The organism is Finegoldia magna ATCC 53516, assembly GCF_000159695.1.
Classification (GTDB): domain Bacteria; phylum Bacillota; class Clostridia; order Tissierellales; family Peptoniphilaceae; genus Finegoldia; species Finegoldia magna_F.
This window is the reverse complement of record NZ_CM000955.1, coordinates 485,790-512,470: the sequence shown is the minus strand read 5'-3', so window position 1 is coordinate 512,470 and position 26,681 is coordinate 485,790. Positions and strand designations below refer to the sequence as shown.

Here is a 26,681-nt window from a genome sequence, read left to right as displayed (position 1 = left end):
TATAAATTTTTTATTGTTATATTGTAGTTTTACGCTGTACTTTTAAACACAATTAATTGTCTATCCAATATCTTTGAATTGTCTTACCATCTGAGTTAACAAACTCATTTTCAAGTACTCCACAATTTTTAATAATAGACTTAGCTGATCCGATATTTTCTTTATCACAAATCATAAGTACTCTTTCAATTCCCAAATTTTTACACTCTATCAAAGCTAGTCTTACCATTTCTGTGGCATAGCCTTTTCTTCTCTCACTGGGTCTTATTCCATCTCCAATATGTCCACCTTCTTTCAAAAGTGACTCATTTAAATAGTGGCGAATATTTACAGCTCCTAAAAGTCTATCTCTTTCTTCATCTAAAAGGAAGAAAACTGAATCTGGAACTTTATTTTCAGTTTTAGATTTTATTTCTAAGTTATTTAGATAATAGTCAAAATCATGGTAATCATTTTTAAATATTGACCACGGAGAAGTGTTTGTGTTATTCATTTCTTGGTCAATCTTCCATTCATCGATCATCTCACCAAGCTTTAATTCATACTCTTTAGTTAGTTTAATTAATTTTAGTTTCATATATTTTCCTTAATTCCATCCATACCATGCACACAACCTACTAAATATCCAAAATGTAGTTAAAAACAAGAATTTGAAAGAAATTTTCGACCACTAATTTCAAAATACTAAGCTTTTAATAATAAATCCACAAAATCAATAATATATTGATTTCAAGCGCTCAGATTTTTCTACTTTTTCTCCAACAGCACAACAGCTTCGCAGTGGTAAGTTCTTGGGAACTGATCGAAGAACTCCAATGACTTGATTTTATACCCTTTTTCGATAAATTTGTCCAAATCCATTCTTTGTGTTATGGGATTGCAAGAAATGTAGATGAATTTATCGGGATTGATGTCGATTAATCTATCGATTGCTTTTGGATGAATTCCATCTCGTGGAGGATCGAGAACTACTACGTCTTTTTTCTCAACTTTTTCCATAAAATTCAAGCAATCATCGCATATGAACTCTGTGTTAGTCAATCCGTTTAGTTCTGCGTTTTCTTGTGCTTTTTCGACTGCTTCAGCAACTATTTCGACTCCGATTACGCTTTCAGCTTTTTTTGCAAAAATTTGTGCGATGGTTCCTGTTCCACAGTACAAATCGTAGACGTTTTTTCCTGACAAATCTCCGGCCAATTCCAAGGCTCTGTTATAAATTTGTTCTGCTTGTGCTGGATTTGGCTGAAAGAATGAAAATGGAGATATTCTAAATTCCAATCCGTTTATTTTTTCTGTCAAATATTCTTTGCCGTACAACAATTCTAATTTGTCGACAATTACCGCATCAGAAATATTATCGTTAATTGTGTGATAAATCGACACGATTCTGTTGTCGATTTGCTTTGCAAATTCGACGAAATCATTCACATCAAACTCATCACTTGTGGTTACCAAATTAATCATGTACTCATCTTCACTGAAACTTTTTCTGATTATGAAGTGTCTCAAAAGTCCAGTATGTTTTATTTTTTTGAAAAATTCGTAATTTTTGTCGCGAAAATATTCTTGAACAGCTTGTCTGATTTTGTTGAAGCCTTCATCTATTATATTGCAATCTACGGTGTCTGTTATTTCGTAGAATTTGTTTTTAGTGTGAAGTCCCAAAACAAGTGGACCACCTTTGACACTATCTCCAAAAGTGTATTCCATTTTGTTTCTGTAGCCTTGTAAAATAGGCGATGGATGAAAAGTAATATCCTCATCGTAAATATCTTTGTACAATTCAGTGAGTGTTTTTTTCTTCAAATCGCACTCCACATCATACTCTAATTTTTGATAAATACAACCGCCGCATCTTTCATTTACAGGACAACCTTCAATAGTTTCAAGAGGGGAGTTTTCTAATTTTTCAACTAGTTTTCCTTCAATAAATCCCTTTTTCTTTCTTTTTCGTTGAAAAGAGATTGTTTGTCCTTGAATTGTGTTTTTTATAGAATACAAATTATCGTCTATTTTGCAAATTCCCTTGTTGGGAAATACATTGTATTCTACTTTTGCCTCTAAAATTTTTTTCATTATCCTTGTAGACCGTCTGCTTGTCTTTGCATATTTTCTACGACGATATCGTGAATATCTCCGATTGATTGTCCGTATTCCAATACTTGCCAAGGTTCATTAGTATGGAAGTGTATTTTAATCAAATCATCGCCACCTACAACCAAAAGGCAATCGCCCTTGAAATGTTCTGTGATATATTCACTAATTGTATCGCTTGATAAGTTTTCTCCTGCTATTAATAATTGTGTATCAAATCTAAATTCTATTTGTTCTGACATAATTTCACCTTCATTTTTAAATTTCCCATTGGGATTAAATTAATTTTACCATATCGAATTGTTTTTTTCTCAAAAAAATTATTTCCAGCTATTCGGAAGAAGTGATTTGTAAGGATATGAATCAAACCTATCGTCAATCAAAAATAATTCTCCCGTATCTGTGTCTGTTCTAATCAATCTTCCACCAGCTTGGTGTACCTTGTTCATTCCTGGATACACATAAGCGTAATCGAATCCGTTTTTTCCATTTTCGTCGAAATATTTTTTGATCAAATCATTTTCTACGCTAATTCCAGGAAGACCTACAGAAATTATTCCTACAGTATTCAATCTGTCGCCGCTCAAATCAACGCCCTCACTGAAAACTCCACCTAAAACACAAAACGCCATTATGTTTGAACTTGTTGTAAATTGGGATAAAAATTCCAACCTTTCCATATCGGTAAGCGTTCTTTCTTGTGTTAAAATATCGAAACCACAAATCTCATACACAGATTCCAAGTACGAATAAGAAGGGAAGAATATGAGCTTGTTTCCAGGCTTTTCGTTGATTTTTCGAAGGATTTCTGCAATTTTATATTTCGTATCTTCGCGGTCTTTGAATCTTGTGGAAATGTTGATATGATTTACTTTCAAATTCTCTTTTGGGAAAGGAGATTCTAATCTTATGTTGTAGAATTTTTCCAAGCCCAATACATCTGCAAAGTAGGTCATAGGAGACAAAGTCGCTGAGAAAAACACATTTGATTTACACTTTTTCAAAATATTTTTGAAAATATTGTGCGTGTTCAAGCACATGATGTTGTAAATGACATCATCGTTTTCTGATTTTATCAGAGTGACGAAAGAATCGTCGTAGTAATCAGAAATCTTCAAAAATTTATTGATTTCAAAATACACATCCAATACCTTGTCGTAGTACGGCTTGTCCTTATCTTCTACCAAGAATTTCGTCATAGATTCTTTGCATCGGACGCAATAATCAATCAAATCAACCGACAAATCCTCGTAAGTGTTGACTGGTTTTCCCAAAGCTTCGTCTTTTATTTGCTGAGCGATTTTCTTCAAATTGCGTTTGATTTTGAGTTCTTTTTTATCATCTACAAGCTCATCACAACAGTCCATAAGTTGATTGAAACTCAATGAATACGAATACATATCACGCCCACGACTCACCAAATTATGCGCTTCATCGACCAATAGCGACATTCTCAGATAAGGAACTTCGAAAAATCTTTTCAGATAAACTACCGGATCAAAAACGTAATTGTAATCGCAAATCACAATGTCACAGAAATTGGACAAATCCAGCTCCAACTCCAACGGACACACTCTGTATTTGAATGCGTATTTTTTGATGATTTCTTCCACTATAATATCTTCGTTCTCAAGCATATCAAGAATGCATTTGTTCACCCTGTCGTAGTGACCTTTCGCAAATTCGCAATCATTTGGATTGCATTTCACTTCATTATTGATGCAGACTTTGTTTTTTGCGATTATTTCGACTGATTTTATTATCAAACCTTTTTGTTTCATCAAATATAATTGGTCGTTGCAGGCTTTTTTGAGAGTGGATTTTGCAGTCAAATAAAAAATCTTGTCCGTCAAATCTTCTCCCATAGCTTTTATCGAAGGAAAAAGCGTAGAAATAGTTTTGCCGATACCAGTTGCAGCTTCCACCATCAAATCCACGCCCTGCTTGGTTGCAGAGTATACGTTTTGGCTAAGATACTTCTGCCCAGCTCTAAACGCAGGATATGGAAATGACAAGTTCTGAATGGATTCGTCGCGATTTTTTATGTGTTGTGTGATTAATTCTGTGAACACGGAATATTTTTCTAACAACGAAAAATAAAATTCCTTCAATTCTTCAAAAGTAAAGTTTTGCCTGATAAATTTGATTTTTTTGGTATCAGTTTGATAATAAGTAAGTTGCAAATCAATATCTTCCAAATCGTTGTCCAAAGCGTAAAAATACCCGTAGCATTTTACTTGCGCCCAGTGATATTTGTTCGAATTGTATTCCAATTCTTCCAAGTCACGCGTAGTTGATTTTATTTCATCTATTAAAGTTTTCCCATTTTTTATTCCTATTCCGTCAGCTCTTCCTTCTACGATGTAATTTACCGATTTGTAGAGGGTAGTGTTTTTGAGAGTAACTTCCGGCAAAAATCCAATATCGTATTCTTTTTGAATCATTTTGTGGATTTTCTGTCCTTCTTTTGCTCTGTCGAACACATTTCTGAACCTATCGTCTATGTCGCCACTTCGTTCAGTGTATTCAACCAAATCTCTGACAGAAAGTTTGATTTCTTTTTTCATAGTTTATAATTTTGTTGAAGCAAATTTACTTCCTTGTAAATTTTCCTTCTTTCAATCGCCAAATCGCGATACATTTTATCCTCGTCTGTTACGTATTCGATTTTTTCATTTACAATTTCAGATTCGCCTTCTTCATTTACACTCACCATTGTGAAATATCCCGAAGCTTTTATGATATCTGTGCCCTCAACTTTTGCACGAACGAAACATTCCATGCTAGTTTTTCCGACGTAATCTATAATCGCTGTGATTTTTATGATTTCTCCTAGCTTTGTTGGAGCGTTGAATGTAAGATTATTTACGGCCTTGGTCAATGTTTTATTGGAACAAAATCTTCTCGTACATACACCTGCGATTGTGTCCATCATTTTGAACAATTCTCCTCCGTGAAGAAGCCCATAAAAATTTCCCATATCACCGTTTGCTCTGAATTTTACAATTGTTTTTGTATCTTGTTTTGTTTTCATATTATCCACCTTTTAATTGCTACTTCTATTATAGTATAAAATTTTATTTTCGGGAAAATGAAATCAAACGTGCGATTTATAAATTGAAACAAAAAGAAATTAAATGTATAATTAGATTGTATGAACTTTACAGGAGGTTAATGATTTGAAATATAGAGAATATTATGATAATGTTTTAGTCCGAATTGAAAAGGGCGAAGACGTTGTAGAAAAATTATTCGAATTAGTTGAAAAACTTCAACTAAAAAATGGTTCTATTTCTGGTATTGGTGCTAGCGATAATATAACTGTGGGATTATACAGTGTTGAAAAACAAGAATACACTAAGAAAAATTTCACAGGTGAGATGGAAATCACGAGCATCCTTGGAAATATCTCTACTATGAATGACAAACCTTATTTGCACATGCACATTACATTTGCAGATGAGAATTTGAATGTTCACGGAGGACATTTGAACGAGGCTATCATATCGGCAACTTGTGAAATCATAATTAATAAAATAGACGAAAAAGTTGATAGATTCAAAGATTCTGAAACAGGTTTAAATTTATACGATATTTAAAGGAGATAAATGAAATATTATTTTAATAATGACAGCGTAGATCCGTATTATAATTTTGCGGTGGAATATTTTTTCGCAAAGCACAACATTCCTGTGTTCATTTTGTGGAGAAATAAGGATTCAATCTTACTAGGCAAAAATCAGAACATTTACAGAGAAATTAACTTAAAATACGCAGAAGAAAATGGAATTAATCTAGTTCGTAGATTGTCTGGCGGTGGCTGCATATATACTGATGAAAAAAACATGCAATACACTTTCATTGAAAGTCAAAACTACGCAAATGACTTCAAACATTTTGCCAATATGATTATCAATCAAATGAAAAAAATGGGACTTAATCCAGAATTCAGCGGTAGAAATGATATTTTGATTGATGGTAAGAAAATAAGTGGTAACGCACAATATATGAAAAACAGCATGGTTGTTCATCATGGTACAATTCTTTTCGATATTGGTGTCGAAAAGATGATGAATTCACTTACTCCGCAAAAAATAAAATTCGAAGGAAAAGCCATCAAATCGGTAGAATCCAGAATCACAACTATTAATGATATGATTGATATGGAATACGATGAGTTTTTCAATAAAATTAAAAACGGAATCATTGAAGATAATAACTTAGAAGAATACGTGCTTAACGATTCTGAAAAAGAAGAAGTGAATAAATACATTGATTTATTTAAAAATGAAGATTTTATTTATTCAAAAGGAGAAACTACTGCAAATTATCAAAGAAAGCACAAGTTTGGAGTTGTGGAATACAGCTACAACATCAAGGATAATTTGATCGATAGTTTCAAAATAGAAGGGGATTTCTTTTCAAACAAAGATATTTCAGAATTTTGCGATATGTTTGTTGGAAAGGCTATGACAATAGATGGTTTCCACAATGTTTTGAACGATGTAAATATCGGTGAATACATTGTGGGAATGGATGAGAAAGTGTTTTTAGGTGATATATTTGATTAGAAAACCAAAATGGATGAGAGTAAAGATAGAAGGTAGCCAAAACCTTCACGAAGTAGAAAGTTTAGTAGATGGATTTGAATTGAACACAGTTTGTAAGGAAGCAAATTGTCCTAACAGAATGAAATGCTACGAATCACGTACAGCTACATTTATGATTTTAGGAGATATTTGTACTAGAAACTGTAGATATTGCAACGTAACTACTGGAAGAGGAAGAGCTGTTGATGAAAAAGAACCTGAAAATGTTGCAAAAGTTGTGCAAAAACTAGGTTTGAAATACGCAGTTATTACTTCGGTTGACAGAGATGATTTGAAAGATGAAGGTGCAACTCAATTCAAAAATGTTATCAAGGAAATTAGAAAATACAACGAAGGAACATTGGTTGAAGTTTTAATTCCTGATATGCACGCAAAGCATGAATTGTTGGATATTGTTTTTGATGAAAGACCAGATGTATTAAATCACAATGTTGAAACAGTTCGTTCTATCTTCAAAGAAATGAGACCACAAGGTAACTTGGACAATTCGTTCGAAGTTTTAAGATACGCAAAAGAAAAAGGACTTGTAACTAAGTCTGGATTTATGGTTGGACTTGGCGAAACAAACGAAGAAGTTCATCAAATGTTAGATAAGTTGAACGAATTAAAAGTCGATATAGTTACAATTGGACAATATTTGATGCCAACATTAGAACATGCAGAGTTGGACAGATATGTTACTCCGGAAGAATTCGAAGAATACAAAAAATACGGAGAATCAATCGGAATCAAACACGTAGAAAGCGGCCCATTTGTAAGAAGTTCTTACAATGCAGGCAATGTATTTAAATCATTAGAACAAAAAGAAAATGAGTAATGCAAAATAGGGCGCAAGCTCTATTTTGTATTATATGAGGGAATATATGAATAAGTACATTTTTAGAGAGAAAATCAATTTGCTGATGCAAATTTTACTGACAATTTTGTTGTCGTGTTTTTTAGCGGTAGCGATTGTATTTACTAAAAGATTATTTGAAGTTCAAAACAAGACATTCACACTGATTGTAATTAGTGCGTCGTTGATTTTGTTCGCAGGAATAAATTATCTCAAGGACAGAACGATTTACAACATGGGACTTTTGTTTGTAGAAGGATTTAAACAAGATTTGTTTCACAACGTAATCTCACAAAACTTTTACGAAATACAACAAAAAGAAAAAACTTTTTCGAACGACATAACATCGACATCACTTTACTTAAAGGAATATTACGTTATTCCGACATTGGAGTTGATATCTGACGCAATTTTATTGGCTGTAGTCTTTATAACAGCAGGATATTGCGTGTCATTCATTCCAGTGTCAATTATAACTGTGGGAGTGTTGATTTTCAGTTTAATTAATGTGAGAATCGACAAATCAATTTTAGAAAAGAAAACAAATACATCGAATTTGAGAAAAAGATACGTGTATTTTCTTGATGATATGCTTAACTCCAAGAAAGTAATCAACTCAAAGGCTAACAAAGCACTTGAAGTTGTTCACAGTAAATTAATTGAAGACATATCAGAAAAAGTTATCGAACTTGACAAGGAAGAACTAACAAAATACAACCTAAAATTATTATTTATCGGAGTGTATTTTATAATCAGTTTGATTTACATTATTAAACAACCAAACATCAAAACTGGTGAAGTTATAATTCTTATCAGTTCAATCATGTTGCTTCACCATATGATTAAAAAAATCGTAAAAGAACGTTCGATGATTGTGCAATCTGAACAAAAAGTTTTTGAAATGGAAGAAATTTTCGGAAATCAAGAAAAACCAGATAAAATTGTAGACCATATAAAAGACATTGAGTTCAGAGATGTAAAATTATATTCTTCAAATGTTAAAGTTAAAATCAACTACACATTTTACACTGACAAAAAATACTTAATTATTTGCGATAATGACGAAGTTGTAAACTTACTAGCAAAATCATTTATTCAGACGTTGTCTCCACAAAGCGGAATGATTTTGGTAAACAATGAGCCTATAGAAGAGTTTGATTTGTCTTCTAATATGCTTGTAACTTACGATGAAAGTTATATTTTCGACACTGATTTCAGAAACAATGTCACATTGTTCAATTCTTTTCCAGATAAGAAAATTCCTCCATTGTTAAAAATATTTGATGAAGAATTGACTTCAAAACAAAGATATTCTGAATACAGTGATAGAGACAAGAATTTGATCAGATACAAGAGAATAATCAATCAAGATTCTGAATTCAACATGGTAGTTAATTTGTTTGAGAATTTGGACGAAAATACTGGCAATATTTTGTTGGAAGATTTTATTTTGAGATTCAATGGATCAATCTACTGCGCAAAGAACATTCATCCATTTATCAAAGAAAAATTTGACGAAGTGTTATATGTGAAAAATATCGACAGCGACTATTTGTTAGTTCAAGAATAAATACGAACATCACGGTAAATTATTTATCGTGGTGTTTTTTTGTGAAACTTTACATTAATATTTTTTGAGTTAAAATATATAGGTAATTAAATTTTTGGAGGAATTATGAATTGGTTAAAGAAACATTATAAAGGATTAATACTGTGTCTTTTAATAGCAATTCCTTGCCACTTATTAGGGAAGAAATTCCCTGTAATTGGTGGTGCAGTTCTAGCGATTTTGGTTGGAATTGTAATGGGATATATTATTAAAGACAAATCACAATTTGAAGTCGGAATGAAATTTGCATCGAAAAAAATATTGCAATATGCAGTAATTTTACTTGGATTTGGTATGAATTTGGCAGTTGTTATGGAGACTGGAAAACAATCATTGCCAATAATCGTACTAACTATTTCCACATCTTTAATAATTTCTTATGTACTTGCAAAGAAAATGAATATTGCAAAAAACATTGCAATATTAGTAGGAGTTGGATCATCGATTTGCGGTGGATCTGCAATTGCAGCGACTGCTCCAGTAATAGAAGCTGATGATGAAGATGTTGCACAAGCAATTTCTGTAATATTTTTCTTCAATGTAATCGCTGCGTTGATATTTCCGTTATTGGGAAGTGTTATTGGATTTTCAACTCATTCGGGAGAAGCATTCGGAATTTTTGCAGGAACTGCGGTAAATGATACATCATCGGTAACGGCAGCCGCTGCAACTTGGGATGGATTATATAATTTGGGAACACAAACATTGGACAAAGCTGTTACTGTAAAATTGACTAGAACATTGGCGATTATTCCAATCACTTTGGTGTTGTCGTATTTGAGAACTAAAAAACAAGAACAATCAGAAAAAGTTGAACTTAAAAAAATATTTCCTATGTTTATTTTGTATTTCGTTCTTGCAAGTATTATAACTACAGTTGCTTTGAAAATGGGAGTAGATGCGAAAGTTTTCAATCCATTAAAAGAATTGTCGAAGTTTTTCATAGTAATGGCAATGGCTGCAATTGGATTTAAAACAGATATTGTAAAATTAATAAAAACAGGCGGCAAACCAATCTTACTTGGATTTTGTTGCTGGATTGGGATAACTATAGTTTCAATTGCAATGCAATTCGCACTTGGACTAATATAAAACAAAAGCTATGCAAAAACTTTGCATAGCTTTTTTCATGAAAAAAAATCACGGCTTTAGGGGGAGCCGCGATTTCTTAAGTACAATTTTATCTTACAAGGGGTTTGTTTGATATAAATTGATATCTATTATCATTATACTACGTTATTTCTAATTGTCAACTAAAAATGATTATCAAATTAAAAAAATCAAACAAATAGTAATATTTTTATATTTTACAGTAATATTTTTATATTTTCTTCGTTGAATAATCTCACATATTCTTCTGAAAGTTTTCGTGCAGCAATTCCCATTCCTTTAATTTTTTTGTTATTGAAAGTTCCATCGTAAATATAATTGGATCCACAAGATGGAGAATTTTCTTTTAAAATGGCGATTGTAGGGTTGTATAATTTTGCTAATTTCACCACTTCGTCGCTTCCTTTTTCAAATTCTTCTGTGAATTCTTCTCCATCATAATCAAAAACTTTTCCATCCTTAATCTCAACAGGATTTCTTGGCGTTGGTAATCCTCCCATAATTTCTGGACACACTGGAATCAAATTGTATTTGTCTTTGAGTGAATGAATAATTTCATCGTCTAATTTGTTATTGGAACCATTGTATTTGCAATCAACTCCCAATAAACAAGCGCTAATTAAAACATTTTGCATATTTGTCTCCTTTATTTATCGCTAATTCTTTTATTAATTTCACTAACTGGAAGGCCAATTATAGTGTTCAAATCACCTTCGATGTATTCTATAAGAACTGGATTCAAATCCTGAATTCCGTACGCACCAGCTTTGTCGTAAACTGTGCCTTCGTCGATGTAATCTTTTAGTAATTGGATATTTTTGTCTGTTTTTTCTGAGAATTTTACGTTACTAAAAGTGTAGAATATTTCTTCATAGTTTTTTGATTTCAAACAAACAGATGTCACAACTTTGTGAACTTTTCCAAGATATGATGTTAACATGTCCAATGCTTCATCATAGTCTTTTGGCTTGTTCAAAATTTTCCCGTCGTTAATTACGATTGTATCAGAAGAAATGTAGAGCGTGTTTTCTTTTAATTCTAATGGAAGAATCTTTGATTTGGATATTTCACAGCAAACAAGAGCGAGCTTTTCGAGTAAATCTCTGTCTTTGTATTTTTCATAGGCCAATTCTTCGATTTTTCTCTCATCAATATCTGTCGAAATGCTTTCAAAATCACAGATATTTTTCAATAATTCATTTCTTCTTGGAGATTTGCTAACCAAAATTACGTTATTAAATTTGCCTAATTTTCCGATTTTTGTAACATTTTTTACGTATTTCATTTTATCACCAAATATATTGTCTTATCTTTTTAATAATGTGTCAAATGGGTATATATAGTATGGTGATTATATGATATATACAGTGACATTAAATCCATCGATTGATTACATAATGCGATTGGATGATTTTCAAAATGGAGAAACAAATAGGGCGAAAGTAACGGAGCTTTACGCCGGTGGAAAAGGAATTATGGTTAGCAAATTGCTACATAATTTGGATGTGAAATCCAAAAATATTGGTTTTTTGGGAGGATTCACAGGGGACTACATCGAAAAATTATTAGATGAGCTTGGAATTCTTCACGATTTTACAAAAATAAAAGGAAACAACAGAATTAATGTAAAACTAAAAATGGATTCTGAAACAGAAGTTAATGCACCAGGGCCTGACATCTCACAAGATGAATTGGAAGATTTCTATGAAAAACTTTCTGGAATTGATGGCGGAATCGTATCTTTTTCTGGATCTGTTGCAGCGAATATGGACAAGGATATCTACATTGAGATGATAAAAAAATTATCGCCAAATACTAGATTTACTTTGGATACTACAGGGGATGTTTTATTGAAAAGCTTGGATTATCATCCTTTGTTGCTAAAGCCTAACCAAGCAGAATTAGAAGAAATTTACGGAGAGAAATTCAATTCAAAAGAAGAAATCATTTCGTATATAAAATCGACTATGATTCCAAAAGCAGAGTATGTGATATGTTCTTTGGGAAGTGATGGCGCGATTTTTGTGAGTGCAAATAATTCTTTTTACATTCCTATCGTAAAGGGCGAAGTTATCAACAGCGTCGGCGCAGGAGATAGCATGGTTGCTGGATTTATCTACGCTTATTTGAACGAAATGAGTGAAGAGGATATGTTCAAAATGGCTGTAGCAAGTGCGACTGCGACTGTTTTCTCATATGATATGGGAGAAAAGAATCAAATAAATGAAATTTTTGGCAAATTAAAAATAATAAATATGGGGGAAAATAATGGAAATTAAAGATTTGCTTTCAAAAGATCTAATGATTATGAATCTTCAATCTACAACTAAAAAAGATGTTATAGATGAAATGATCGAAAAATTGTACGAAAACAATATTATTAACGACGTACTAAAATTTAGATCTGAAATTATGAAAAGAGAGTTGGAATCTTCGACAGGTCTTGGAGAAGGGGTTGCTATGCCTCACGCAAAAACATCTGCAGTGAATAAACCTGCGATTGTGTTTGCGAGAAGTACAAATGGTGTAGATTATGAAGCGTTGGATGGAGAAGATACTTATATATTTTTCATGATTGCTGCAACTGAAGGACAAAACCAAATGCACATTGAAACTTTGGCGAAGTTGTCCAAGCTTTTATTAAAAGAAGGATTTATAGATAGATTAAAATCTAGCGAAACTCCAGAAGATGTTTACAAGACAATTGATGATTACGTAGAAGAATCTGAACCAAAAGTCGCACCAGTAGAAACTAGTTCGATTTATACAGAAAAACCATTCGTATTAGCTGTAACTGCGTGTCCAACGGGAATTGCACACACTTATATGGCAGAAGAAGCCTTGAAGGAACAAGCGGCTAAAATGGGCGTTGACATCAAGGTCGAAACAAATGGCTCTGATGGTGTTAAGAACAAATTAAACTCTGACGACATAGAAAAAGCTACGGGAATTATAATAGCTGCGGATAGAAAAGTGGAAACTGCACGTTTTAATGGGAAAAATGTAATTGAATGTCCAGTTTCCGATGCTATTAGAAATCCAAAAGATTTGATTGAAAAAATAGTAGAGGGCAAAGCGAAGATTTATCACGCAGATGAGTCAGAATCAAAAGAAGTTGAAGAAGAAACGACAAATTGGAAATCAAAATTATACCAAGATATTATGAATGGCGTAAGTCATATGTTGCCATTTGTAGTTGGTGGTGGAATTTTATTGGCGTTGTCTTTCTTGGTTGAAAGATTTTTCTCAGATACTTCACCAATTTACAATTTATTCTCCGTAGGCGGAAAAGCTGCGTTTGGATTTTTAATTCCAATTTTGGCAGGATACATTGCGATGAGTATTGGCGATAGACCAGCGTTGATGCCTGGTATGGTTGCAGGTTTCATTGCAGGTCAAGGCGCAGGATTTTTGGGAGGATTGTTAGGTGGTTTCTTAGCAGGTTATGTAATTTTATTCTTGAAGAAAATCACTAAAAATCTTCCAAAATCACTTGAAGGAACAAAACCAATGTTGATCTTCCCAGTATTTGGATTGCTATTAACATCTTTGGGTATGATTTTCGTAATATCTCCAGTGTTTACGACAATTAACAAAGCAATCAACGGATTTTTGGCAAATATGGGAACTACAAACTCAATTTTACTTGGAGCATTGCTTGGAGCGATGATGAGTGTGGATATGGGTGGTCCTGTTAACAAAGCAAGTTATACTTTCTCAATCGGAGTTTTCACAGACACAGGTAACGGAGCATTCATGGCAGCAACAATGGCTGGTGGTATGGTTGCACCTCTTGCAATAGCCATCGCATCAAGTCTATTCAAAAATAAATTTGACGAAAAAGAAAAGAAATCAGCCGTAACTAATTATATTTTGGGCGCATCATTTATCACAGAAGGAGCGATTCCTTTCGCGGCAAAAGACCCATTGAGAGTGATTGTGTCATCTGTAATTGGTAGTGCAATCGCCGGTGGACTTACACAAGCATTTGGAGTAAAATCACCTGCACCACACGGAGGAATTTTCATTTTACCAGCTATGGAATCTGTAGATAAAGCGTTGTTCTTCGTATTATCTGTAGCGGTTGGCTCTTTGGTTTCAGCAATCATTTATGGATTGTGGAAACAAAAAGCAGAATAATGTTATAATAATATTGTAATTTACAAATTTTCAAATTTTCAAGGAGGAAATTATGTTAGTAGCAGCAGACAAAATGTTAAAAGATGCATTAAAAGGAAAATACGCAGTAGGTCATTTCAATATCAACAACCTAGAATGGACTAAAGCTATTTTGGAAACAGCACAAGAAAACAACTCACCAGTTATTTTGGGAGTTAGCGAAGGCGCTGGAAAATATATGGGCGGATATAAAACAGTTGTAGGAATGGTTAAAGGAATGATTGAAGAATTAAACATAACAGTTCCTGTAGCAATCCACTTAGATCACGGATCATTCGAAGGTGCAAAAAAATGTATCGAAGCAGGATTTACTTCAGTAATGTTTGATGGTTCTAAATATCCAATCGATGAAAATATAGAAAAAACAAAAGAAATAGTTGAACTTGCTCATTCAAAAGGAATAAGCGTTGAAGCAGAAGTTGGAGCTATCGGTGGAGAAGAAGATGGAGTAATCGGTCAAGGTGAAATCGCCGACAAAAATGAATGTAAGAGAATTTCTGAATTGGGAATAGATTTCTTGGCAGCAGGAATTGGTAATATCCATGGAGTTTATCCAGAAAACTGGAAGGGATTAGACTTCAATGCTCTTGGAGAAATCAAAGGAGAAATCGGAGAAATGCCTCTAGTTCTTCATGGTGGAACAGGAATTCCAACTGATATGATTAAAGAAGCAATCAGCCTTGGAGTATCCAAAATCAATGTAAACACTGAATGCCAAATCGTATTTACAGAAGAAACTAGAAAATACTTCGAAGAAAACAAAGACAAAGAAAAGAAAGGATTCGATCCAAGAAAAGTTTTGAAACCAGGTTACGAAGCAATCAAAGCAAAAGTTAAAGAAAAAATGGAAATTTTTGGATCAATCGACAAAGCAAACTAATTCGAAAAAATCAAAAATCAAACCGAGTCTATTAATTTAGATTCGGTTTTTTGATTTGAAAATTTTTTTATTGTATAGGATAATATTATCTAGGTGATAAATTTGAAAAACATTGACTTATTTAAAACTCTTCTGAAAATTAATGCCGTGACGTTTGGTGGAGGATATACAATAGTTCCTATTATTAGAGATGAGTTTGTTAAAAACAAAAAAATAATTGACGACGACGAAATGATGAAAATAATCGCCTTGGCACAAAGTTGTCCAGGAGCGATGGCTATTAACACGTCAATTTTATTGGGATACAGGATTAACAAAACAAAAGGAGCAATCGTAAGCGTGTTAGCTGCGACTCTTCCTTGTTTGGTTATTATTTCGATTGTAAGTTTGATTTACAACAAAATTCACGACAATCCATTTATCAATATGATGCTCATTAGTATGAGTGGTGCGATAAGTGCAATATTACTTTTAACTGTTGTGGATTTGGCGAAATCAAATTTGAAAAAAGACAGAGCGCTTGGAATTGGAATAATGATTTTAGCATTTGTAATGGGGTTTGTGTTCAACATAAATGTTGCGATAATTTTACTTGCGTGTGCTTGTATCGGAGTGATGTATTCAAAGATTATAGGTGGCAAATATGATTTTGATTAAATTATTCTGGGTGTTTTTCAAAGTAGGGTTATTCGCTTTTGGTGGAGGATATGCGACACTTCCACTTATCACGAATTTTGTTGTAAATGAAAATCAATGGATCAGTCTTAGAGAACTTACAGACGTACTTACGATTTCGCAAATGACACCAGGACCAATAGCTATAAATTCTGCGACATTTGTAGGAATGAAAATATATTCTGTGTTGGGCGCTGTTGTCGCTACAACTGGGTTGGTGTTTCCTGCGCTATTAATTCTACTCCCATTATCCAAGTTGATTTTCTCGGGAAAAGAATTAAAGTTTTTGGATTATATATTAAAAGGAATCAAACCTGCAGTCGCAGCACTTATATTCATTGCCTTTATTGATTTGTTCGAATCAGCAGTATTTAATGGCAAATTCAATTTGACAAATATCAACATTATTGCAGTTGTTTCATTTGTCGTGGGATTTGTAATGTATTATAAAAAAGTTTCTATCATTAAAATAATCGGCGTGTGCGCAACGCTTGGACTAATATATCAATTTGTAATTTAAAAAAAGCCTCAATATGAGGCTTTTTGTCGTTTAAATATCTATTGAGTTGTCCATCATTTTTATTGATGCTTGGTATAAGCCAAGTCCTGTCAATATCCAAATAATACTGCTTGAAATTGGTATTCCCATTATTTTTGTGAATGTGTTCATCGTAATTGTATCACTAGGATCTGCAAGGACAACATCTTTCGCATTTACAATTCCTTCTCCAATATAAGAAATTAGATAAGGAACTCTTAGGAATATTTCTTGGTCAATTAAAGATATAACCACGTTAATCACAATCATAATTATAATCCATGAATAACCAGTTTTATTTGATGGGAACAATGATTTTGTAGCAACTATTGAGAAATACATTACAATGTATCCAATAAATGAACTGCACAAGAAATATATTACCATTGATATAATTGTAAATGGTGTTACTTGGTAGTAAGGATTGTTCATTGCCAATTTAATCATTTCTAAGAATTTCGATTCACCGACAAAATACATTCCCAAGAAGTTTATTAAAGAAAATGCTATTGCAAATATTACTGTCCATATAAGAGCGAATAGAAGTTTACTCATTAAAATGTCGTTGCTTTTAACAGGAAGAGTGAACATCAAATATCCTCTGTCGGAATAATAATCGCGTCTGAATACCATGACTATTTGTACAGCTAATGCCAAGAAACTTCCGAATACTGCAAGAATACATAAAATCAAGAAAAGCATTTCGACAAATCCCATCGTTTGAGAATTTACGATTATTGAATTTTTAAATAACGCATATAACAAGCTGTTTCCTAATAATCCTACAAATAATGATATCAAGCATAATTTCAAGTTGTTTTTCAAATCGTGTTTTAAAAGTTTAAGCATAGTGACCTCCAAAAATTTGTTTGTACACATCTTCAATGCCTTTGTTGTAAGTTGATCTCAAATTTTCTACGCTATCATTTAATTCCACAGAACCTTTGTTGAGCATGATAACTCTGTCGAAAATTCTTTCAATATCTCTAACCAAGTGAGTAGTAATCACTAGAGTAGAATCAGGGTCGATGTTATATCCAAAATTTGTTCACGTGCTACAGGGTCAACTCCTGCGATTGGTTCGTCAATTATGAAAAGCTTAGCGTGACGCGACAATACAAGTGCCAAGTTCAACTTTTCAGTCATACCTTTTGATAGATTGCTGACCTTCATTTTCTTGTCCAAACTCATTTGTTCGATAAAGCTAGTGAATTTTTCTGAATCAAAATCGGAATAAAAATCTTCGAACAATGCTTGTGTTTGGGCGATTGTTAGGTTAGGGTCAAGGAAAAATCTGTCCGGCAAATAACTTACGAACTCTTTTGTCTTGTAATTTACATCTTGCGAATCAATCTTCACTTCTCCCTCGTATTTTTTTATGATTCCAGCTAAAATTTTGATTAAAGTTGTCTTGCCAGAACCATTTGGACCTAGAAGTCCGATGACTTCTCCTTTTTCGGCTGTAAATGATACATCTTTAAGTGCTTGTTTGTTGCCGTATTTTTTCGACAAATTTTTTATTTCGAGTACGCTCATTTTTTCCACCTTTCATCTATAAGTTCCATTAATTTTTCTTTTGGCATATTCATTTGATACATTTCGTTTAAGAAATCGTCTACCAATTGTTGTGCCATATCATTTTTCAAAGCTTTTAATTTATCCTCGTCTACATCGACAAATGAACCAAGTCCTCGTTTACTCATAGTAATTCCACAGCTTTCCAACTCTGCATAAGCACGTTGAACTGTGTTAGGATTTACATTCAATTCTTTCGCAGTTTCTCTGACAGAAGGAATTTTATCAGAAGACTTTAAATCTTGCCTAATTATTTTGTATTTAAAATAATCTACGATTTGAATGTAGATAGGTTTATTATCATCAAATTGCATATTATCTCCTTTCTAATCTGTTCTATAACAATAATACACCGTTACAATAAAAAAGTCAAGCTATTTTAATAAAATATTTACGCCCTTTGATGATAAATCGTTCAGCTCATCGATTTGTTCTTGATTAATTGTGGAATTTTTCTTAGCAAAAATTTTTCCTGGTGGATAAATCACGATATCATTGGCGATTTTTTTGTTCAGTAAATAATCGTACGTTTTGTAAATTTTCGTAGAATCTGATTTTTTATATGAACGAAGAGCTTCCAGCAAAATTTCAAAATCTTTTTTCTCATCGGCAATCGTTGAAATCAAAACCAAGTTTTTGTCGTCAATCATTTCTAGATAAATTCCGTTTTTTATCAAATGCTCATTGACATCGCTTGGGTTGTCACATTGAAGGACAATTCTTGTAAAATCTCTCTTGCAATTTTTTTGAATCGGAGCTTTTCTAATATAATCCAAGCCTTCAATCTCACTATAAAACCAATCTATTATTTCTTTTAATTCAGCGTATTTGCTTTCATTTTTAGCGCAATAATCTATTGCATATTCCACAGATGTCATGAAAATATACGATGGGGAAGATGTCATAATCATTTGTAGATTACTTATAGTTTTATCTATCAATTCATCTTCACAATTGAAATTAATTGCAGCAGTTTGCGTGAATGCTGGCATCGTTTTGTGATACGAATTAATAGAAATATCACAACCTAGTTGCATTGCATTTTTGTCGAAACAGTCCAGTGCGAAATGTGCTCCGTGTGCTTCATCAACAATAATTTTGATATTATTTTCGTGACAATATGCTACAAGTTTTTCGATTGGCTGATAAATCCCATAATAATTGGGGCGTGTGATGAGAACTGCTTTGATGGATGAATCTTTCTTCAAATTTTCTATCAATACTTCTTGTTCACACACTCCATCACAGTCTATTTCCACAGATTTTCCACGAGCAAGTCGTACACCGTTGATGACAGATTTGTGGCAATTTTTCTCTACCAAAATTTTTTCGTTCTCATCTAATACGCTCATTATACTTGCGACAATTCCAGATGTTGAACCATTGACAAGATACATCGATGATTTTGCATGCGAAAAAAGGGCAAGATTATTCCTGCCCTCAGCTATAATAGTATTTGCATGGTACAAATCATCTGTATCAGATAATTCTGTCACATCAATCTTCAAAATATTTTCAAGAAAATCGTTCATACCTTCCAACGTCTTGCCCTTATGGCCAGGCATGTGAAAGCTTACTTTTTCTTTTCTATTTATCAGATTATCATACAAATTACGCATTCAACATTTTCTCCACTTCTACCATAATTGCACATTCAGTACGTTTCTTTTGCATTGCGCAACCCAATTCGTATGGCTTGTAAATATCGTGATTAAAATTGTACGCATTTGCATGGCAACCACCAGAACAGTAGAATTTGCACCAACAATTTTTGCAATCTTCTTTTGTAAATACGTGACAATTCAAGAATTCTTCACGCAAATCTTCTGGTAAAGTTAGATTTTCATCTAAAATATTTCCCATTTTGAATTTTTCGTTGCCGACAAATTGATGACAAGGATAAATATCTCCTTCTGGAGTTACTGCAATGTATTCGCATCCAGCTCCACAACCTTGCATTCTTTTTATTACACATGGACCTTGAGTCAAATCAACCATAAAATGGAAGAACTTAAAGTTAGAACCATTAACTTGATCCTTTGCATAATCCACTGCCAATTTTTCGTATTCATTCAAAACAGTGTCCAAATCTTCCTTAGTAATAGCGTAATCGTCATAATCGCTGTCTACAACAGGTTCGATACTTGACAATTCAAATCCCAAATCCTTGAAGTGTTTTACATCTTCTGAGAAATCCAAATTCTTTTTAGTAAAAGTTCCTCTTACGTAATAATATTTTCCTTTTCTTCCTTTAATAAGTTTTTGAAATTTAGGAACGATTAAATCATAAGAACCCTTGTCGTTCAAAGTTTTTCTCATATTATCGTTGACAGATTTTCTACCATCAAGACTAAGAACTACGTTGTGCATATTTTTGTTGATAAAATCAATCTTGTCATCGTCCAACAAAACGCCGTTAGTAGTTATTGTGAATCTGAATTTCTTACCTTTTTCATCGGCTATTTCATTGCCGTATTTTACTAATTTCTTCACTAGCTCGAAATCCATTAAAGGTTCTCCACCAAAGAAATCCACTTCCAAGAATTTTCTTGAACCGCTATTGTCAACCAAATATTTCAAAGCTTTCTTGCCGACTTCTTCAGTCATATAGGCTTTGTGTCCACCAAAATCACCTTGTGAAGCAAAACAATATTCGCACTTCAAGTTACAATCGTGAACAACGTGAAGGCACATTGCCTTTAACACAGGTTCTCTTTTTTTGAAATCTTCAATGTGAAGATAATCATCCGATGAAAAAAGCATATTCGCTTTTTCCAATTCTGCAATTTCCTTTATAGAATCTCTGACAGATTCTTCAGGATATTGATCTAATTTTTCTACTATTTCATCTGCACTTAAATCTTTGTAATAATCAAGTACATCGTAACTTATGTCGTCAAAAACATGGACACTTCCACCGTTTACATCTAAAACAATGTTGTGGCCATTCATTTTGTATTTATGTATCATATAATTCTCCTTTCAGCTACCGTACTATTTTATAGAAAATTCCGAATTAAGTCAATAAAAAACGAAAACCACTCAAAAGAGTGGCATTGATTTAATAATCGCATATCTGATTTTAACTTAAAAGTCTTCAATCATTATGTAAACAAGATTATCTATTTTCGTTTTCACATTCTTGGTTAGCAACTGTGCAAGAAGTTTTGCAAGCTGATTGGCAAGAAGTTTGGCATTCACCACAACCACCTTTGCAAGCTGATTCTTTCAAAGTGTTAGGTGTTAAAGTTTTAATATGTTTTTCCATAATATTCACCTCAAAATAATTATATCATAAATTTAGAAAAAATGTGCGAAATAAAATCATGTTGAATAATAAAAAAAAGGATTGCATAAACATAAAACAAGTGATATATTTAATTTAAAGGAATGATGAAAATGTTCAAGTACATTACGCAAAATAAAAAATTATTCTACTTAACACTTCTTACAGCGCCAATTGCCGTTGGGTTTGATATTGGCTTGGCGTGGCTTTTAAGAATTATAACAGATGCAGGAACTAATGGAGAAGAACAACTTTTGCCCAGACTAATTCTAATTTCTGTGTTGTACATAATTTTTGCAAGTATTTCCGATTTATTATATCGAAAAAGCACAGTAGAACTTACGAATAATTGTATATATAATGTTAGAAATGATTTGTTCAACAGTTTAACAGACGAATCTCTAATCAAAATATCCAAACAAAATAGTGGATATTATATATCAATGTTTTTGAATGATTTGGAAGATTTGAAGATGGATTATTTCAAGAATATGGTGTCTTCATATCATGAAATTCTCAATTTCGTAATATCCTTAGTGTTGCTTGTCAAAATCGACATAATAATGGCAATCACAATAATAATATTTTCTGTGGTGCAATTAGCAGTTCCATTTATTTTCGAAAAATTAATCGAAAAAAGACAAGAAGAACTTATGAATATAAGAAATGAATACACGTCTAGTTTGCAAGAATTCGTGAATAATTTTAATTTGATTAAGTTTTTCAAAAGAGAAATAATTTTTAAAAAAATTAATCAAGATAAATCCATTGAATATCGTAACGCATCAAATACTAAGGAAACTTTGAGCAAAACTATTTACGTTTTATCATTTGCTAGTTCGTTGGCAATGTATTTGGGTTGTATGTTGGTCGGAATTTGGCTAGTATTTAAAGACAGAATAACCATTGGTCAAGTAATAGAATCAAGTCAACTTATGGCTTATGTGACAGGACCGTTGTTAAATTTCACAGATATAATGACAAGTTTCAAATCAGCAAAGCCAGTCCAAAACAAAGTTATAAATTTCATCTCTGAAGAAAAACCTGTTGAAGTAGAAGATGAATTCGAATTTAATAATTTGAAATTAAACAATATTTCGTTCAAATATCCAACAAGTGACAAATACGTTTTGAAAAATTTGGATTTTACATTTGAAAAAGGCAAAAAATACATTATTATTGGAGAAAGTGGAACGGGTAAATCAACTATATTCAAGATTTTGCAAAAACAAGAAATAGCAACCGAAGGAGTAGTTCAGATTAACAATAAAAATATTTTGAATATTACAGATAGCACATATTATTCGAAAATCGGATTTGCAACACAAGACACTGGAATATTCACAGCAAGCATCAAAGACAACATATCCTTGTATGACAACAGACCTGTAGATAAAACAATCATTGAACAATTGGGATTAAATACTATGATTAATTCCAAACCAAAAGGAATTGACACTGTAATCTCCAGCGAAGACAAGTCTATCTCAGGTGGAGAGAAACAACGAATAGCCATTGCAAGACTACTAAATGAAGACTTCGACTGTATTTTATTAGACGAATCGACATCCTCATTGGATAAACACAGTGTAGATATTGTTGAAGAATGCATACTTTCGAAAAAAGATTTGACAGTAATAGCAATCACACATCATTTGACAAGTAAAGCTATTGAAATGAGCGACTGTGTTTTAAAATTAGAAGACGGGAAATTAGTACCAGTTACAATGTAAACTAAAAGAGGGTAATGATATGGGAACTAAAAACACTTATAACAACTATCAATTTTATGAAACACCAGCATTGACTAAATATTTGGAAGAACAATCAATAAAAGGCTATAGTTTTTGTGGTGCAGTGGGAAGTTTTTTGGATATACTGAAGTTTCGCTATGATGAAAACAAAGCCCCACAATCTTATTGTGTCTTACGTAAGCGCTTGGATAAAAATATAGATGAAAAAATACAAATCATGAAAACTAATTCTCAGATCATTTATGAAAATAATGTGTATGTTGTATTTGCAAATAATTCTGAGGAGGATACGGAGTTAGAATCCATTTTAAAAAAGCAAAATGCTCTCCAAGCAGTTTCCATTAAAAAATCTGTAGCATTTATCAGTATATTATTGATTATTTCTGTGATTAGTGTGGCTTTGAATATATTATGGCCACAAAACACAAACTTAGTGTTAAACAGTCTGAATGTGGGAGTTTGTATTTCTCTAATTATTAATTTTTTGATTTATTTTATTGGAGATTTGCACGATTATTTTTCAGGAAAAGCAGTAGTAATAGACGGGAAGCTAATATTTAATAACCGCACCAAATTAAAAGATTCGCTATTTCGACTTGGAGATGTACTTAAATTCTCAATATTATTGGTAAGTATATTTCTTAGCATAAAGGTTGTGCTACAAGCAAGTGATCCTGCGGTTACAGTTAATGTTTTAAAAATGTGGTCGATATTTTGTATTGTGGGATTTGCTTCAAGGATAAAATTTCAAAAATCATATATCGCATTGCTTTATATCGAAGTATTTCTAATAACACTTGGAGCGATATAGAATATATTGTATAGTTTGTTACAAATTGAAAATTGATTAAAATTGCGCGATTAATTTCGCGTTTTTTTATTGCATATTTGTTATAGGAAATTGTTTTTTTTAGGATATGCTCTATAATTATATTTGAGAGTATAATTATGGAGCGGAATATGATAGAGATAAACAACTTGAAAAAAGATTATGAAATAATTAAGAGAAAAAGTTTATTAAACAAAGAAAGAACTATCGTGAATGCAGTGAAGAAGATTTCTTTTAAAATTGAAGATGGAGAAAGAGTCGGACTCATAGGGCTTAATGGAGCTGGAAAGACTACTACGATTAAAATGATGACGGGAATTTTGTATCCAACGGATGGTTTCATAAAAGTGAATGGATTCACTCCGTCTGATAGGAAAAAGGAATTCTTGAATGAGATTGGAGTATCAATGGGACAACGTTCGTGTATGTTTTACGATATTGATGTGATAGAATCTTTCAAGTATTTCAAAGAAGTTTATGAAATTTCAGATGAGGATTTTGAGGAAAGATTACAAGAATTTGATAAAGTTCTTGGACTTTCGCAACTTTTACATACTCCTGTAAGAAAATTGTCTTTCGGTCAGAGGATGAAGTGTGAATTGGCGGTGAGCCTTATTCATTTGCCGCGAACAATATTTTTGGATGAGCCTACTATTGGTCTTGATGTTGTGGTTCAAGAAAATATATTTGAGTTTTTGAATATGATAAACCAAAAATACAATTCTACGATCATATTGACCACACATGAGATAGAAAATATAGATAAATTTTGCCCTAGAATTATAGTGCTAAATCATGGAGAAGTGATTTACGATGGAAGGTGCAATAAATTTTTGGATAGAGATAAGTACAGAAAACTAACCGTATCTTCTAAATACGTTGAGTATTTGAAGGATTTTAATCCAGACATCGAAAATGAGAAGGCGACAGTTTTATTGACAACCGATCAGTTAAATAGTGTAGATATTTCAAACTTTTCTAAGTCCGAATTCACCATCGAAGAATTGAGCTTGGAAGATGTTTTGAAAACTAAATTGAGGGTTGAATGATGAAATTATTTGCTTGTTCTCTAAGAATCGCTCTGAAAAAGATGTTTGCTTATCCAAATGAAATAATCATGATATTTTTTCACAGCCTTTTCCAATTATTGTCGACAATTTTGTTTTGGGTTGTGTTATTTGACAATGTAGATTCTTTTGGATACGACAAATCTTTCATATATTTGTTGGCAATGGTCGGGATGTTATCGTCAGCCATCGAAGAAATGTTTTTCGGACTCAGAGATTTTGAGTGGTTAGTGCGTGACGGAAGTTTGGATAGGTATTTGTATCGCCCTCAAAATACTTTGTTTATGATAATGATAGAAAATATTCCTCTTGTTGCATTCATTGAACAACTAGTGCTTGGAATTGTTGGAATAATTTTGGTAGTAGTGAAATTTGATATCGCGATTTCTTTTGTAGCTGTATTAAAGATGATAATTCTTTTAGTAATAGGGAACGTGTATTATCAAACGATTTATGCGACAATAACGATGCTGAGTTTAAGATTTGAAAAAATATCGACATTAAGGGATTTGATTTTCAATTTTAATTTTTCAAAAAATTATCCCACTACAATTTTTCCGAATTTTTTGAGAAAATTTCTGACTTATGTAGTTCCTGTTTCATTGATAGCATTTGTTCCAACACTAGCTTTAAGCGGAAAACCTACTAGATATTTTCCTCTAATATTAATTTTTTTAGCAGTGAGTTTGATGGTTTTATACATTGTGTACAATCGTGGGCTTAGAAGATATTCTTCAAATGGAGGTTAGAATGAAAAAATACTTAGCGTCTTTGAAAATAGAATACCTAAATTCAAAAGAATACTTTATTTCTTTTGTTTCCTCCATATTTTATATACCAATTACAATAATTGTTTATTATTTTTTGTGGAAATTCATAATGAAAGAACAAGCTGATATAGCAGGAATGAATTTTGACGATGTAATTGCGTATTTCATGACGATTTTGGTAGTGAAAAATTCAATATCAAATACAATGGCTGAAACTTATTACATATTTCAAGATATAAATTCGGGAAATATTGATACTCTGATAACTAAGCCAATTTATTATCCTCTTACTAGATTTTGCATATCTCTAGGAAGAGTTGTAATATCAATGCCTTTGGGCATAGCTTTTTGGATAGCAGTTCAGTTGTATTTTGACAAGTTTTCATTTGCATCACTTGGTTATTTTATAATATCCTTGTTTCTAGGATTTTGTTTGATGTTCCAAGTGCTATGCATTTTAGGATTACTAACATTTTGGTTAAAATCTGTACTTAGTCTCAGAGATATTTTCTGGTATATTCTGGCAATATTTTCAGGAGAAGTAGTTCCATTGGCATTTTTCTCCGGCAAATTTGAAATTATACAACACAATCCACTTGCCGGAATTTATTATATCCCTGCAAACATAATTAACTCAAACAATATGAAAGCTTTGATTTTGGAACAAGTAATTTACATCGTGATTTTTTCCGTAATAATTTATTTTATGTGGAGAAGAGGAATAAAACATTACGAATCACAAGGTGGTTAAATCTGTCTTTGACATTAAATAATCTATATGATACTGTAAATATTAATGACGGTGAGATTATTTATGTTTACAGTATTAAGAGAAGATAGCAGTGGCAGAAAAGATAAATGTCCAAAAAG

The 26,681-nt window shown here is 32.4% G+C and carries 29 protein-coding genes; 15 read left to right on the top strand and 14 right to left on the bottom strand.

Annotation, left to right across the window (positions count from 1 at the left end; genetic code table 11):
* Positions 1–52 precede the first annotated feature (52 nt).
* The 5 genes from HMPREF0391_RS02340 to HMPREF0391_RS02320 all read right to left on the bottom strand — a co-directional run bounded on the left by HMPREF0391_RS02340 (position 53) and on the right by HMPREF0391_RS02320 (position 5,128).
* A complete protein-coding gene (locus HMPREF0391_RS02340) occupies positions 53–577 on the bottom strand; it encodes a GNAT family N-acetyltransferase (protein ID WP_002835239.1) in 525 nt (174 codons plus the stop codon).
* Between the two features lie 170 nt (positions 578–747).
* Complete coding sequence (gene rlmD / locus HMPREF0391_RS02335; protein ID WP_002835238.1) at positions 748–2,076, bottom strand: 23S rRNA (uracil(1939)-C(5))-methyltransferase RlmD; 1,329 nt, start codon at positions 2,074–2,076, stop codon at positions 748–750.
* Positions 2,076–2,336 (bottom strand): hypothetical protein, encoded by a 261-nt coding sequence (locus HMPREF0391_RS02330; RefSeq protein WP_002835237.1) that lies wholly within the window; start codon positions 2,334–2,336, stop codon positions 2,076–2,078. The genes rlmD and HMPREF0391_RS02330 overlap by 1 nt, the downstream gene beginning before the upstream one ends.
* 78 nt (positions 2,337–2,414) lie before the next feature.
* Entirely contained in the window at positions 2,415–4,661 is a 2,247-nt protein-coding gene (locus tag HMPREF0391_RS02325; protein WP_002835236.1) for an ATP-dependent DNA helicase, read from the bottom strand.
* Positions 4,658–5,128, bottom strand: a complete 471-nt coding sequence (locus HMPREF0391_RS02320; RefSeq protein WP_002835235.1) for an acyl-CoA thioesterase — start codon at positions 5,126–5,128, stop codon at positions 4,658–4,660. Before HMPREF0391_RS02320 ends, HMPREF0391_RS02325 begins: the two co-directional genes overlap by 4 nt.
* A gap of 145 nt (positions 5,129–5,273) precedes the next feature.
* Here HMPREF0391_RS02320 and HMPREF0391_RS02315 point away from each other — a divergent pair, with 145 nt between their 5' ends.
* From HMPREF0391_RS02315 to HMPREF0391_RS02295, 5 genes are all read left to right on the top strand, one after another.
* Positions 5,274–5,693 (top strand): PPC domain-containing DNA-binding protein, encoded by a 420-nt coding sequence (locus tag HMPREF0391_RS02315; RefSeq protein ID WP_002835234.1) that lies wholly within the window; start codon positions 5,274–5,276, stop codon positions 5,691–5,693.
* Between the two features lie 9 nt (positions 5,694–5,702).
* The gene (locus HMPREF0391_RS02310) at positions 5,703–6,665 is read left to right on the top strand and encodes a lipoate--protein ligase (protein ID WP_002835233.1); all 963 of its coding nucleotides are present in this window, start codon (positions 5,703–5,705) and stop codon (positions 6,663–6,665) included.
* The gene (lipA, locus tag HMPREF0391_RS02305; RefSeq protein ID WP_035109146.1) at positions 6,658–7,521 is read left to right on the top strand and encodes a lipoyl synthase; all 864 of its coding nucleotides are present in this window, start codon (positions 6,658–6,660) and stop codon (positions 7,519–7,521) included. Before HMPREF0391_RS02310 ends, lipA begins: the two co-directional genes overlap by 8 nt.
* A 46-nt stretch (positions 7,522–7,567) precedes the next feature.
* Positions 7,568–9,109: an ABC transporter ATP-binding protein/permease gene (locus HMPREF0391_RS02300; RefSeq protein WP_035109145.1), complete on the top strand. Its 1,542-nt coding sequence runs from the start codon at positions 7,568–7,570 to the stop codon at positions 9,107–9,109.
* A gap of 105 nt (positions 9,110–9,214) precedes the next feature.
* The gene (locus HMPREF0391_RS02295) at positions 9,215–10,240 is read left to right on the top strand and encodes a YeiH family protein (protein WP_002835229.1); all 1,026 of its coding nucleotides are present in this window, start codon (positions 9,215–9,217) and stop codon (positions 10,238–10,240) included.
* Between the two features lie 215 nt (positions 10,241–10,455).
* Here HMPREF0391_RS02295 and HMPREF0391_RS02290 read toward each other — a convergent pair whose 3' ends face one another.
* On the bottom strand, positions 10,456–10,893 hold the full coding sequence (locus HMPREF0391_RS02290) for a DUF523 domain-containing protein (protein WP_002835228.1): 438 nt from the start codon (positions 10,891–10,893) through the stop codon (positions 10,456–10,458).
* Positions 10,894–10,904: 11 nt separating this feature from the next.
* Entirely contained in the window at positions 10,905–11,543 is a 639-nt protein-coding gene (locus HMPREF0391_RS02285; RefSeq protein ID WP_002835227.1) for a Maf family protein, read from the bottom strand.
* 70 nt (positions 11,544–11,613) lie between these two features.
* On the opposite strand from HMPREF0391_RS02285, the gene pfkB reads away from it, so the two are divergent.
* The 5 genes from pfkB to HMPREF0391_RS02260 all read left to right on the top strand — a co-directional run bounded on the left by pfkB (position 11,614) and on the right by HMPREF0391_RS02260 (position 16,512).
* Positions 11,614–12,537: a 1-phosphofructokinase gene (pfkB, locus tag HMPREF0391_RS02280; protein ID WP_002835226.1), complete on the top strand. Its 924-nt coding sequence runs from the start codon at positions 11,614–11,616 to the stop codon at positions 12,535–12,537.
* Positions 12,527–14,398 (top strand): PTS fructose transporter subunit IIABC, encoded by a 1,872-nt coding sequence (locus HMPREF0391_RS02275; RefSeq protein WP_002835225.1) that lies wholly within the window; start codon positions 12,527–12,529, stop codon positions 14,396–14,398. Before pfkB ends, HMPREF0391_RS02275 begins: the two co-directional genes overlap by 11 nt.
* A gap of 52 nt (positions 14,399–14,450) precedes the next feature.
* The gene (fba, locus tag HMPREF0391_RS02270) at positions 14,451–15,317 is read left to right on the top strand and encodes a class II fructose-1,6-bisphosphate aldolase (protein ID WP_002835224.1); all 867 of its coding nucleotides are present in this window, start codon (positions 14,451–14,453) and stop codon (positions 15,315–15,317) included.
* A 93-nt stretch (positions 15,318–15,410) separates the two neighbouring features.
* Positions 15,411–15,974 carry a chromate transporter gene (locus HMPREF0391_RS02265; RefSeq protein ID WP_002835223.1) on the top strand — a complete coding sequence of 188 codons (564 nt, stop codon included), beginning with the start codon at positions 15,411–15,413 and terminating at the stop codon, positions 15,972–15,974.
* On the top strand, positions 15,961–16,512 hold the full coding sequence (locus HMPREF0391_RS02260; RefSeq protein ID WP_002835222.1) for a chromate transporter: 552 nt from the start codon (positions 15,961–15,963) through the stop codon (positions 16,510–16,512). Before HMPREF0391_RS02265 ends, HMPREF0391_RS02260 begins: the two co-directional genes overlap by 14 nt.
* A gap of 30 nt (positions 16,513–16,542) precedes the next feature.
* Here HMPREF0391_RS02260 and HMPREF0391_RS02255 read toward each other — a convergent pair whose 3' ends face one another.
* The 7 genes from HMPREF0391_RS02255 to scfA form a co-directional block, all read right to left on the bottom strand.
* The gene (locus HMPREF0391_RS02255; RefSeq protein WP_002835221.1) at positions 16,543–17,379 is read right to left on the bottom strand and encodes a hypothetical protein; all 837 of its coding nucleotides are present in this window, start codon (positions 17,377–17,379) and stop codon (positions 16,543–16,545) included.
* Complete coding sequence (locus tag HMPREF0391_RS09545; RefSeq protein WP_002835220.1) at positions 17,372–17,539, bottom strand: hypothetical protein; 168 nt, start codon at positions 17,537–17,539, stop codon at positions 17,372–17,374. The genes HMPREF0391_RS02255 and HMPREF0391_RS09545 overlap by 8 nt, the downstream gene beginning before the upstream one ends.
* Positions 17,539–18,066, bottom strand: a complete 528-nt coding sequence (locus HMPREF0391_RS02250; protein WP_002835219.1) for an ABC transporter ATP-binding protein — start codon at positions 18,064–18,066, stop codon at positions 17,539–17,541. Before HMPREF0391_RS02250 ends, HMPREF0391_RS09545 begins: the two co-directional genes overlap by 1 nt.
* Entirely contained in the window at positions 18,063–18,419 is a 357-nt protein-coding gene (locus HMPREF0391_RS02245) for a GntR family transcriptional regulator (RefSeq protein WP_002835218.1), read from the bottom strand. Before HMPREF0391_RS02245 ends, HMPREF0391_RS02250 begins: the two co-directional genes overlap by 4 nt.
* 60 nt (positions 18,420–18,479) lie before the next feature.
* The gene (locus HMPREF0391_RS02240; protein ID WP_002835217.1) at positions 18,480–19,724 is read right to left on the bottom strand and encodes an aminotransferase class V-fold PLP-dependent enzyme; all 1,245 of its coding nucleotides are present in this window, start codon (positions 19,722–19,724) and stop codon (positions 18,480–18,482) included.
* Positions 19,717–21,075 (bottom strand): thioether cross-link-forming SCIFF peptide maturase, encoded by a 1,359-nt coding sequence (scfB, locus tag HMPREF0391_RS02235; protein WP_002835216.1) that lies wholly within the window; start codon positions 21,073–21,075, stop codon positions 19,717–19,719. Before scfB ends, HMPREF0391_RS02240 begins: the two co-directional genes overlap by 8 nt.
* 148 nt (positions 21,076–21,223) lie before the next feature.
* Positions 21,224–21,373: a six-cysteine ranthipeptide SCIFF gene (gene scfA, locus HMPREF0391_RS09300; protein WP_002835215.1), complete on the bottom strand. Its 150-nt coding sequence runs from the start codon at positions 21,371–21,373 to the stop codon at positions 21,224–21,226.
* A 131-nt stretch (positions 21,374–21,504) separates the two neighbouring features.
* Between scfA and HMPREF0391_RS02230 the strand changes: the two genes are divergently transcribed.
* The 5 genes from HMPREF0391_RS02230 (at position 21,505) to HMPREF0391_RS02210 (ending at position 26,562) form a co-directional block, all read left to right on the top strand.
* The gene (locus tag HMPREF0391_RS02230) at positions 21,505–23,124 is read left to right on the top strand and encodes an ATP-binding cassette domain-containing protein (RefSeq protein WP_230454532.1); all 1,620 of its coding nucleotides are present in this window, start codon (positions 21,505–21,507) and stop codon (positions 23,122–23,124) included.
* 19 nt (positions 23,125–23,143) lie between these two features.
* Positions 23,144–23,956 (top strand): hypothetical protein, encoded by an 813-nt coding sequence (locus tag HMPREF0391_RS02225; protein WP_002835212.1) that lies wholly within the window; start codon positions 23,144–23,146, stop codon positions 23,954–23,956.
* Between the two features lie 149 nt (positions 23,957–24,105).
* A complete protein-coding gene (locus HMPREF0391_RS02220) occupies positions 24,106–25,023 on the top strand; it encodes an ABC transporter ATP-binding protein (RefSeq protein ID WP_035109139.1) in 918 nt (305 codons plus the stop codon).
* Positions 25,020–25,790 (top strand): ABC transporter permease, encoded by a 771-nt coding sequence (locus HMPREF0391_RS02215; protein WP_002835209.1) that lies wholly within the window; start codon positions 25,020–25,022, stop codon positions 25,788–25,790. The genes HMPREF0391_RS02220 and HMPREF0391_RS02215 overlap by 4 nt, the downstream gene beginning before the upstream one ends.
* A gap of 1 nt (position 25,791) precedes the next feature.
* The gene (locus HMPREF0391_RS02210; RefSeq protein WP_230454531.1) at positions 25,792–26,562 is read left to right on the top strand and encodes an ABC transporter permease; all 771 of its coding nucleotides are present in this window, start codon (positions 25,792–25,794) and stop codon (positions 26,560–26,562) included.
* Positions 26,563–26,681: the final 119 nt, after the last annotated feature.

Bases quoted from the DNA above. Each gene is read 5' to 3' on its own strand.
- HMPREF0391_RS02340 (WP_002835239.1), bottom strand. From the start codon at position 577: ATGAAACTAAAATTAATTAAACTAACTAAAGAGTATGAATTAAAGCTT.
- rlmD (WP_002835238.1), bottom strand. From the start codon at position 2,076: ATGAAAAAAATTTTAGAGGCAAAAGTAGAATACAATGTATTTCCCAAC.
- HMPREF0391_RS02330 (WP_002835237.1), bottom strand. From the start codon at position 2,336: ATGTCAGAACAAATAGAATTTAGATTTGATACACAATTATTAATAGCA.
- HMPREF0391_RS02325 (WP_002835236.1), bottom strand. From the start codon at position 4,661: ATGAAAAAAGAAATCAAACTTTCTGTCAGAGATTTGGTTGAATACACT.
- HMPREF0391_RS02320 (WP_002835235.1), bottom strand. From the start codon at position 5,128: ATGAAAACAAAACAAGATACAAAAACAATTGTAAAATTCAGAGCAAAC.
- HMPREF0391_RS02310 (WP_002835233.1), top strand. From the start codon at position 5,703: ATGAAATATTATTTTAATAATGACAGCGTAGATCCGTATTATAATTTT.
- HMPREF0391_RS02300 (WP_035109145.1), top strand. From the start codon at position 7,568: ATGAATAAGTACATTTTTAGAGAGAAAATCAATTTGCTGATGCAAATT.
- HMPREF0391_RS02295 (WP_002835229.1), top strand. From the start codon at position 9,215: ATGAATTGGTTAAAGAAACATTATAAAGGATTAATACTGTGTCTTTTA.
- HMPREF0391_RS02290 (WP_002835228.1), bottom strand. From the start codon at position 10,893: ATGCAAAATGTTTTAATTAGCGCTTGTTTATTGGGAGTTGATTGCAAA.
- HMPREF0391_RS02285 (WP_002835227.1), bottom strand. From the start codon at position 11,543: ATGAAATACGTAAAAAATGTTACAAAAATCGGAAAATTAGGCAAATTT.
- pfkB (WP_002835226.1), top strand. From the start codon at position 11,614: ATGATATATACAGTGACATTAAATCCATCGATTGATTACATAATGCGA.
- HMPREF0391_RS02275 (WP_002835225.1), top strand. From the start codon at position 12,527: ATGGAAATTAAAGATTTGCTTTCAAAAGATCTAATGATTATGAATCTT.
- fba (WP_002835224.1), top strand. From the start codon at position 14,451: ATGTTAGTAGCAGCAGACAAAATGTTAAAAGATGCATTAAAAGGAAAA.
- HMPREF0391_RS02260 (WP_002835222.1), top strand. From the start codon at position 15,961: ATGATTTTGATTAAATTATTCTGGGTGTTTTTCAAAGTAGGGTTATTC.
- HMPREF0391_RS02255 (WP_002835221.1), bottom strand. From the start codon at position 17,379: ATGCTTAAACTTTTAAAACACGATTTGAAAAACAACTTGAAATTATGC.
- HMPREF0391_RS02250 (WP_002835219.1), bottom strand. From the start codon at position 18,066: ATGAGCGTACTCGAAATAAAAAATTTGTCGAAAAAATACGGCAACAAA.
- HMPREF0391_RS02245 (WP_002835218.1), bottom strand. From the start codon at position 18,419: ATGCAATTTGATGATAATAAACCTATCTACATTCAAATCGTAGATTAT.
- HMPREF0391_RS02240 (WP_002835217.1), bottom strand. From the start codon at position 19,724: ATGCGTAATTTGTATGATAATCTGATAAATAGAAAAGAAAAAGTAAGC.
- scfB (WP_002835216.1), bottom strand. From the start codon at position 21,075: ATGATACATAAATACAAAATGAATGGCCACAACATTGTTTTAGATGTA.
- scfA (WP_002835215.1), bottom strand. From the start codon at position 21,373: ATGGAAAAACATATTAAAACTTTAACACCTAACACTTTGAAAGAATCA.
- HMPREF0391_RS02230 (WP_230454532.1), top strand. From the start codon at position 21,505: ATGTTCAAGTACATTACGCAAAATAAAAAATTATTCTACTTAACACTT.
- HMPREF0391_RS02225 (WP_002835212.1), top strand. From the start codon at position 23,144: ATGGGAACTAAAAACACTTATAACAACTATCAATTTTATGAAACACCA.
- HMPREF0391_RS02220 (WP_035109139.1), top strand. From the start codon at position 24,106: ATGATAGAGATAAACAACTTGAAAAAAGATTATGAAATAATTAAGAGA.
- HMPREF0391_RS02215 (WP_002835209.1), top strand. From the start codon at position 25,020: ATGATGAAATTATTTGCTTGTTCTCTAAGAATCGCTCTGAAAAAGATG.
- HMPREF0391_RS02210 (WP_230454531.1), top strand. From the start codon at position 25,792: ATGAAAAAATACTTAGCGTCTTTGAAAATAGAATACCTAAATTCAAAA.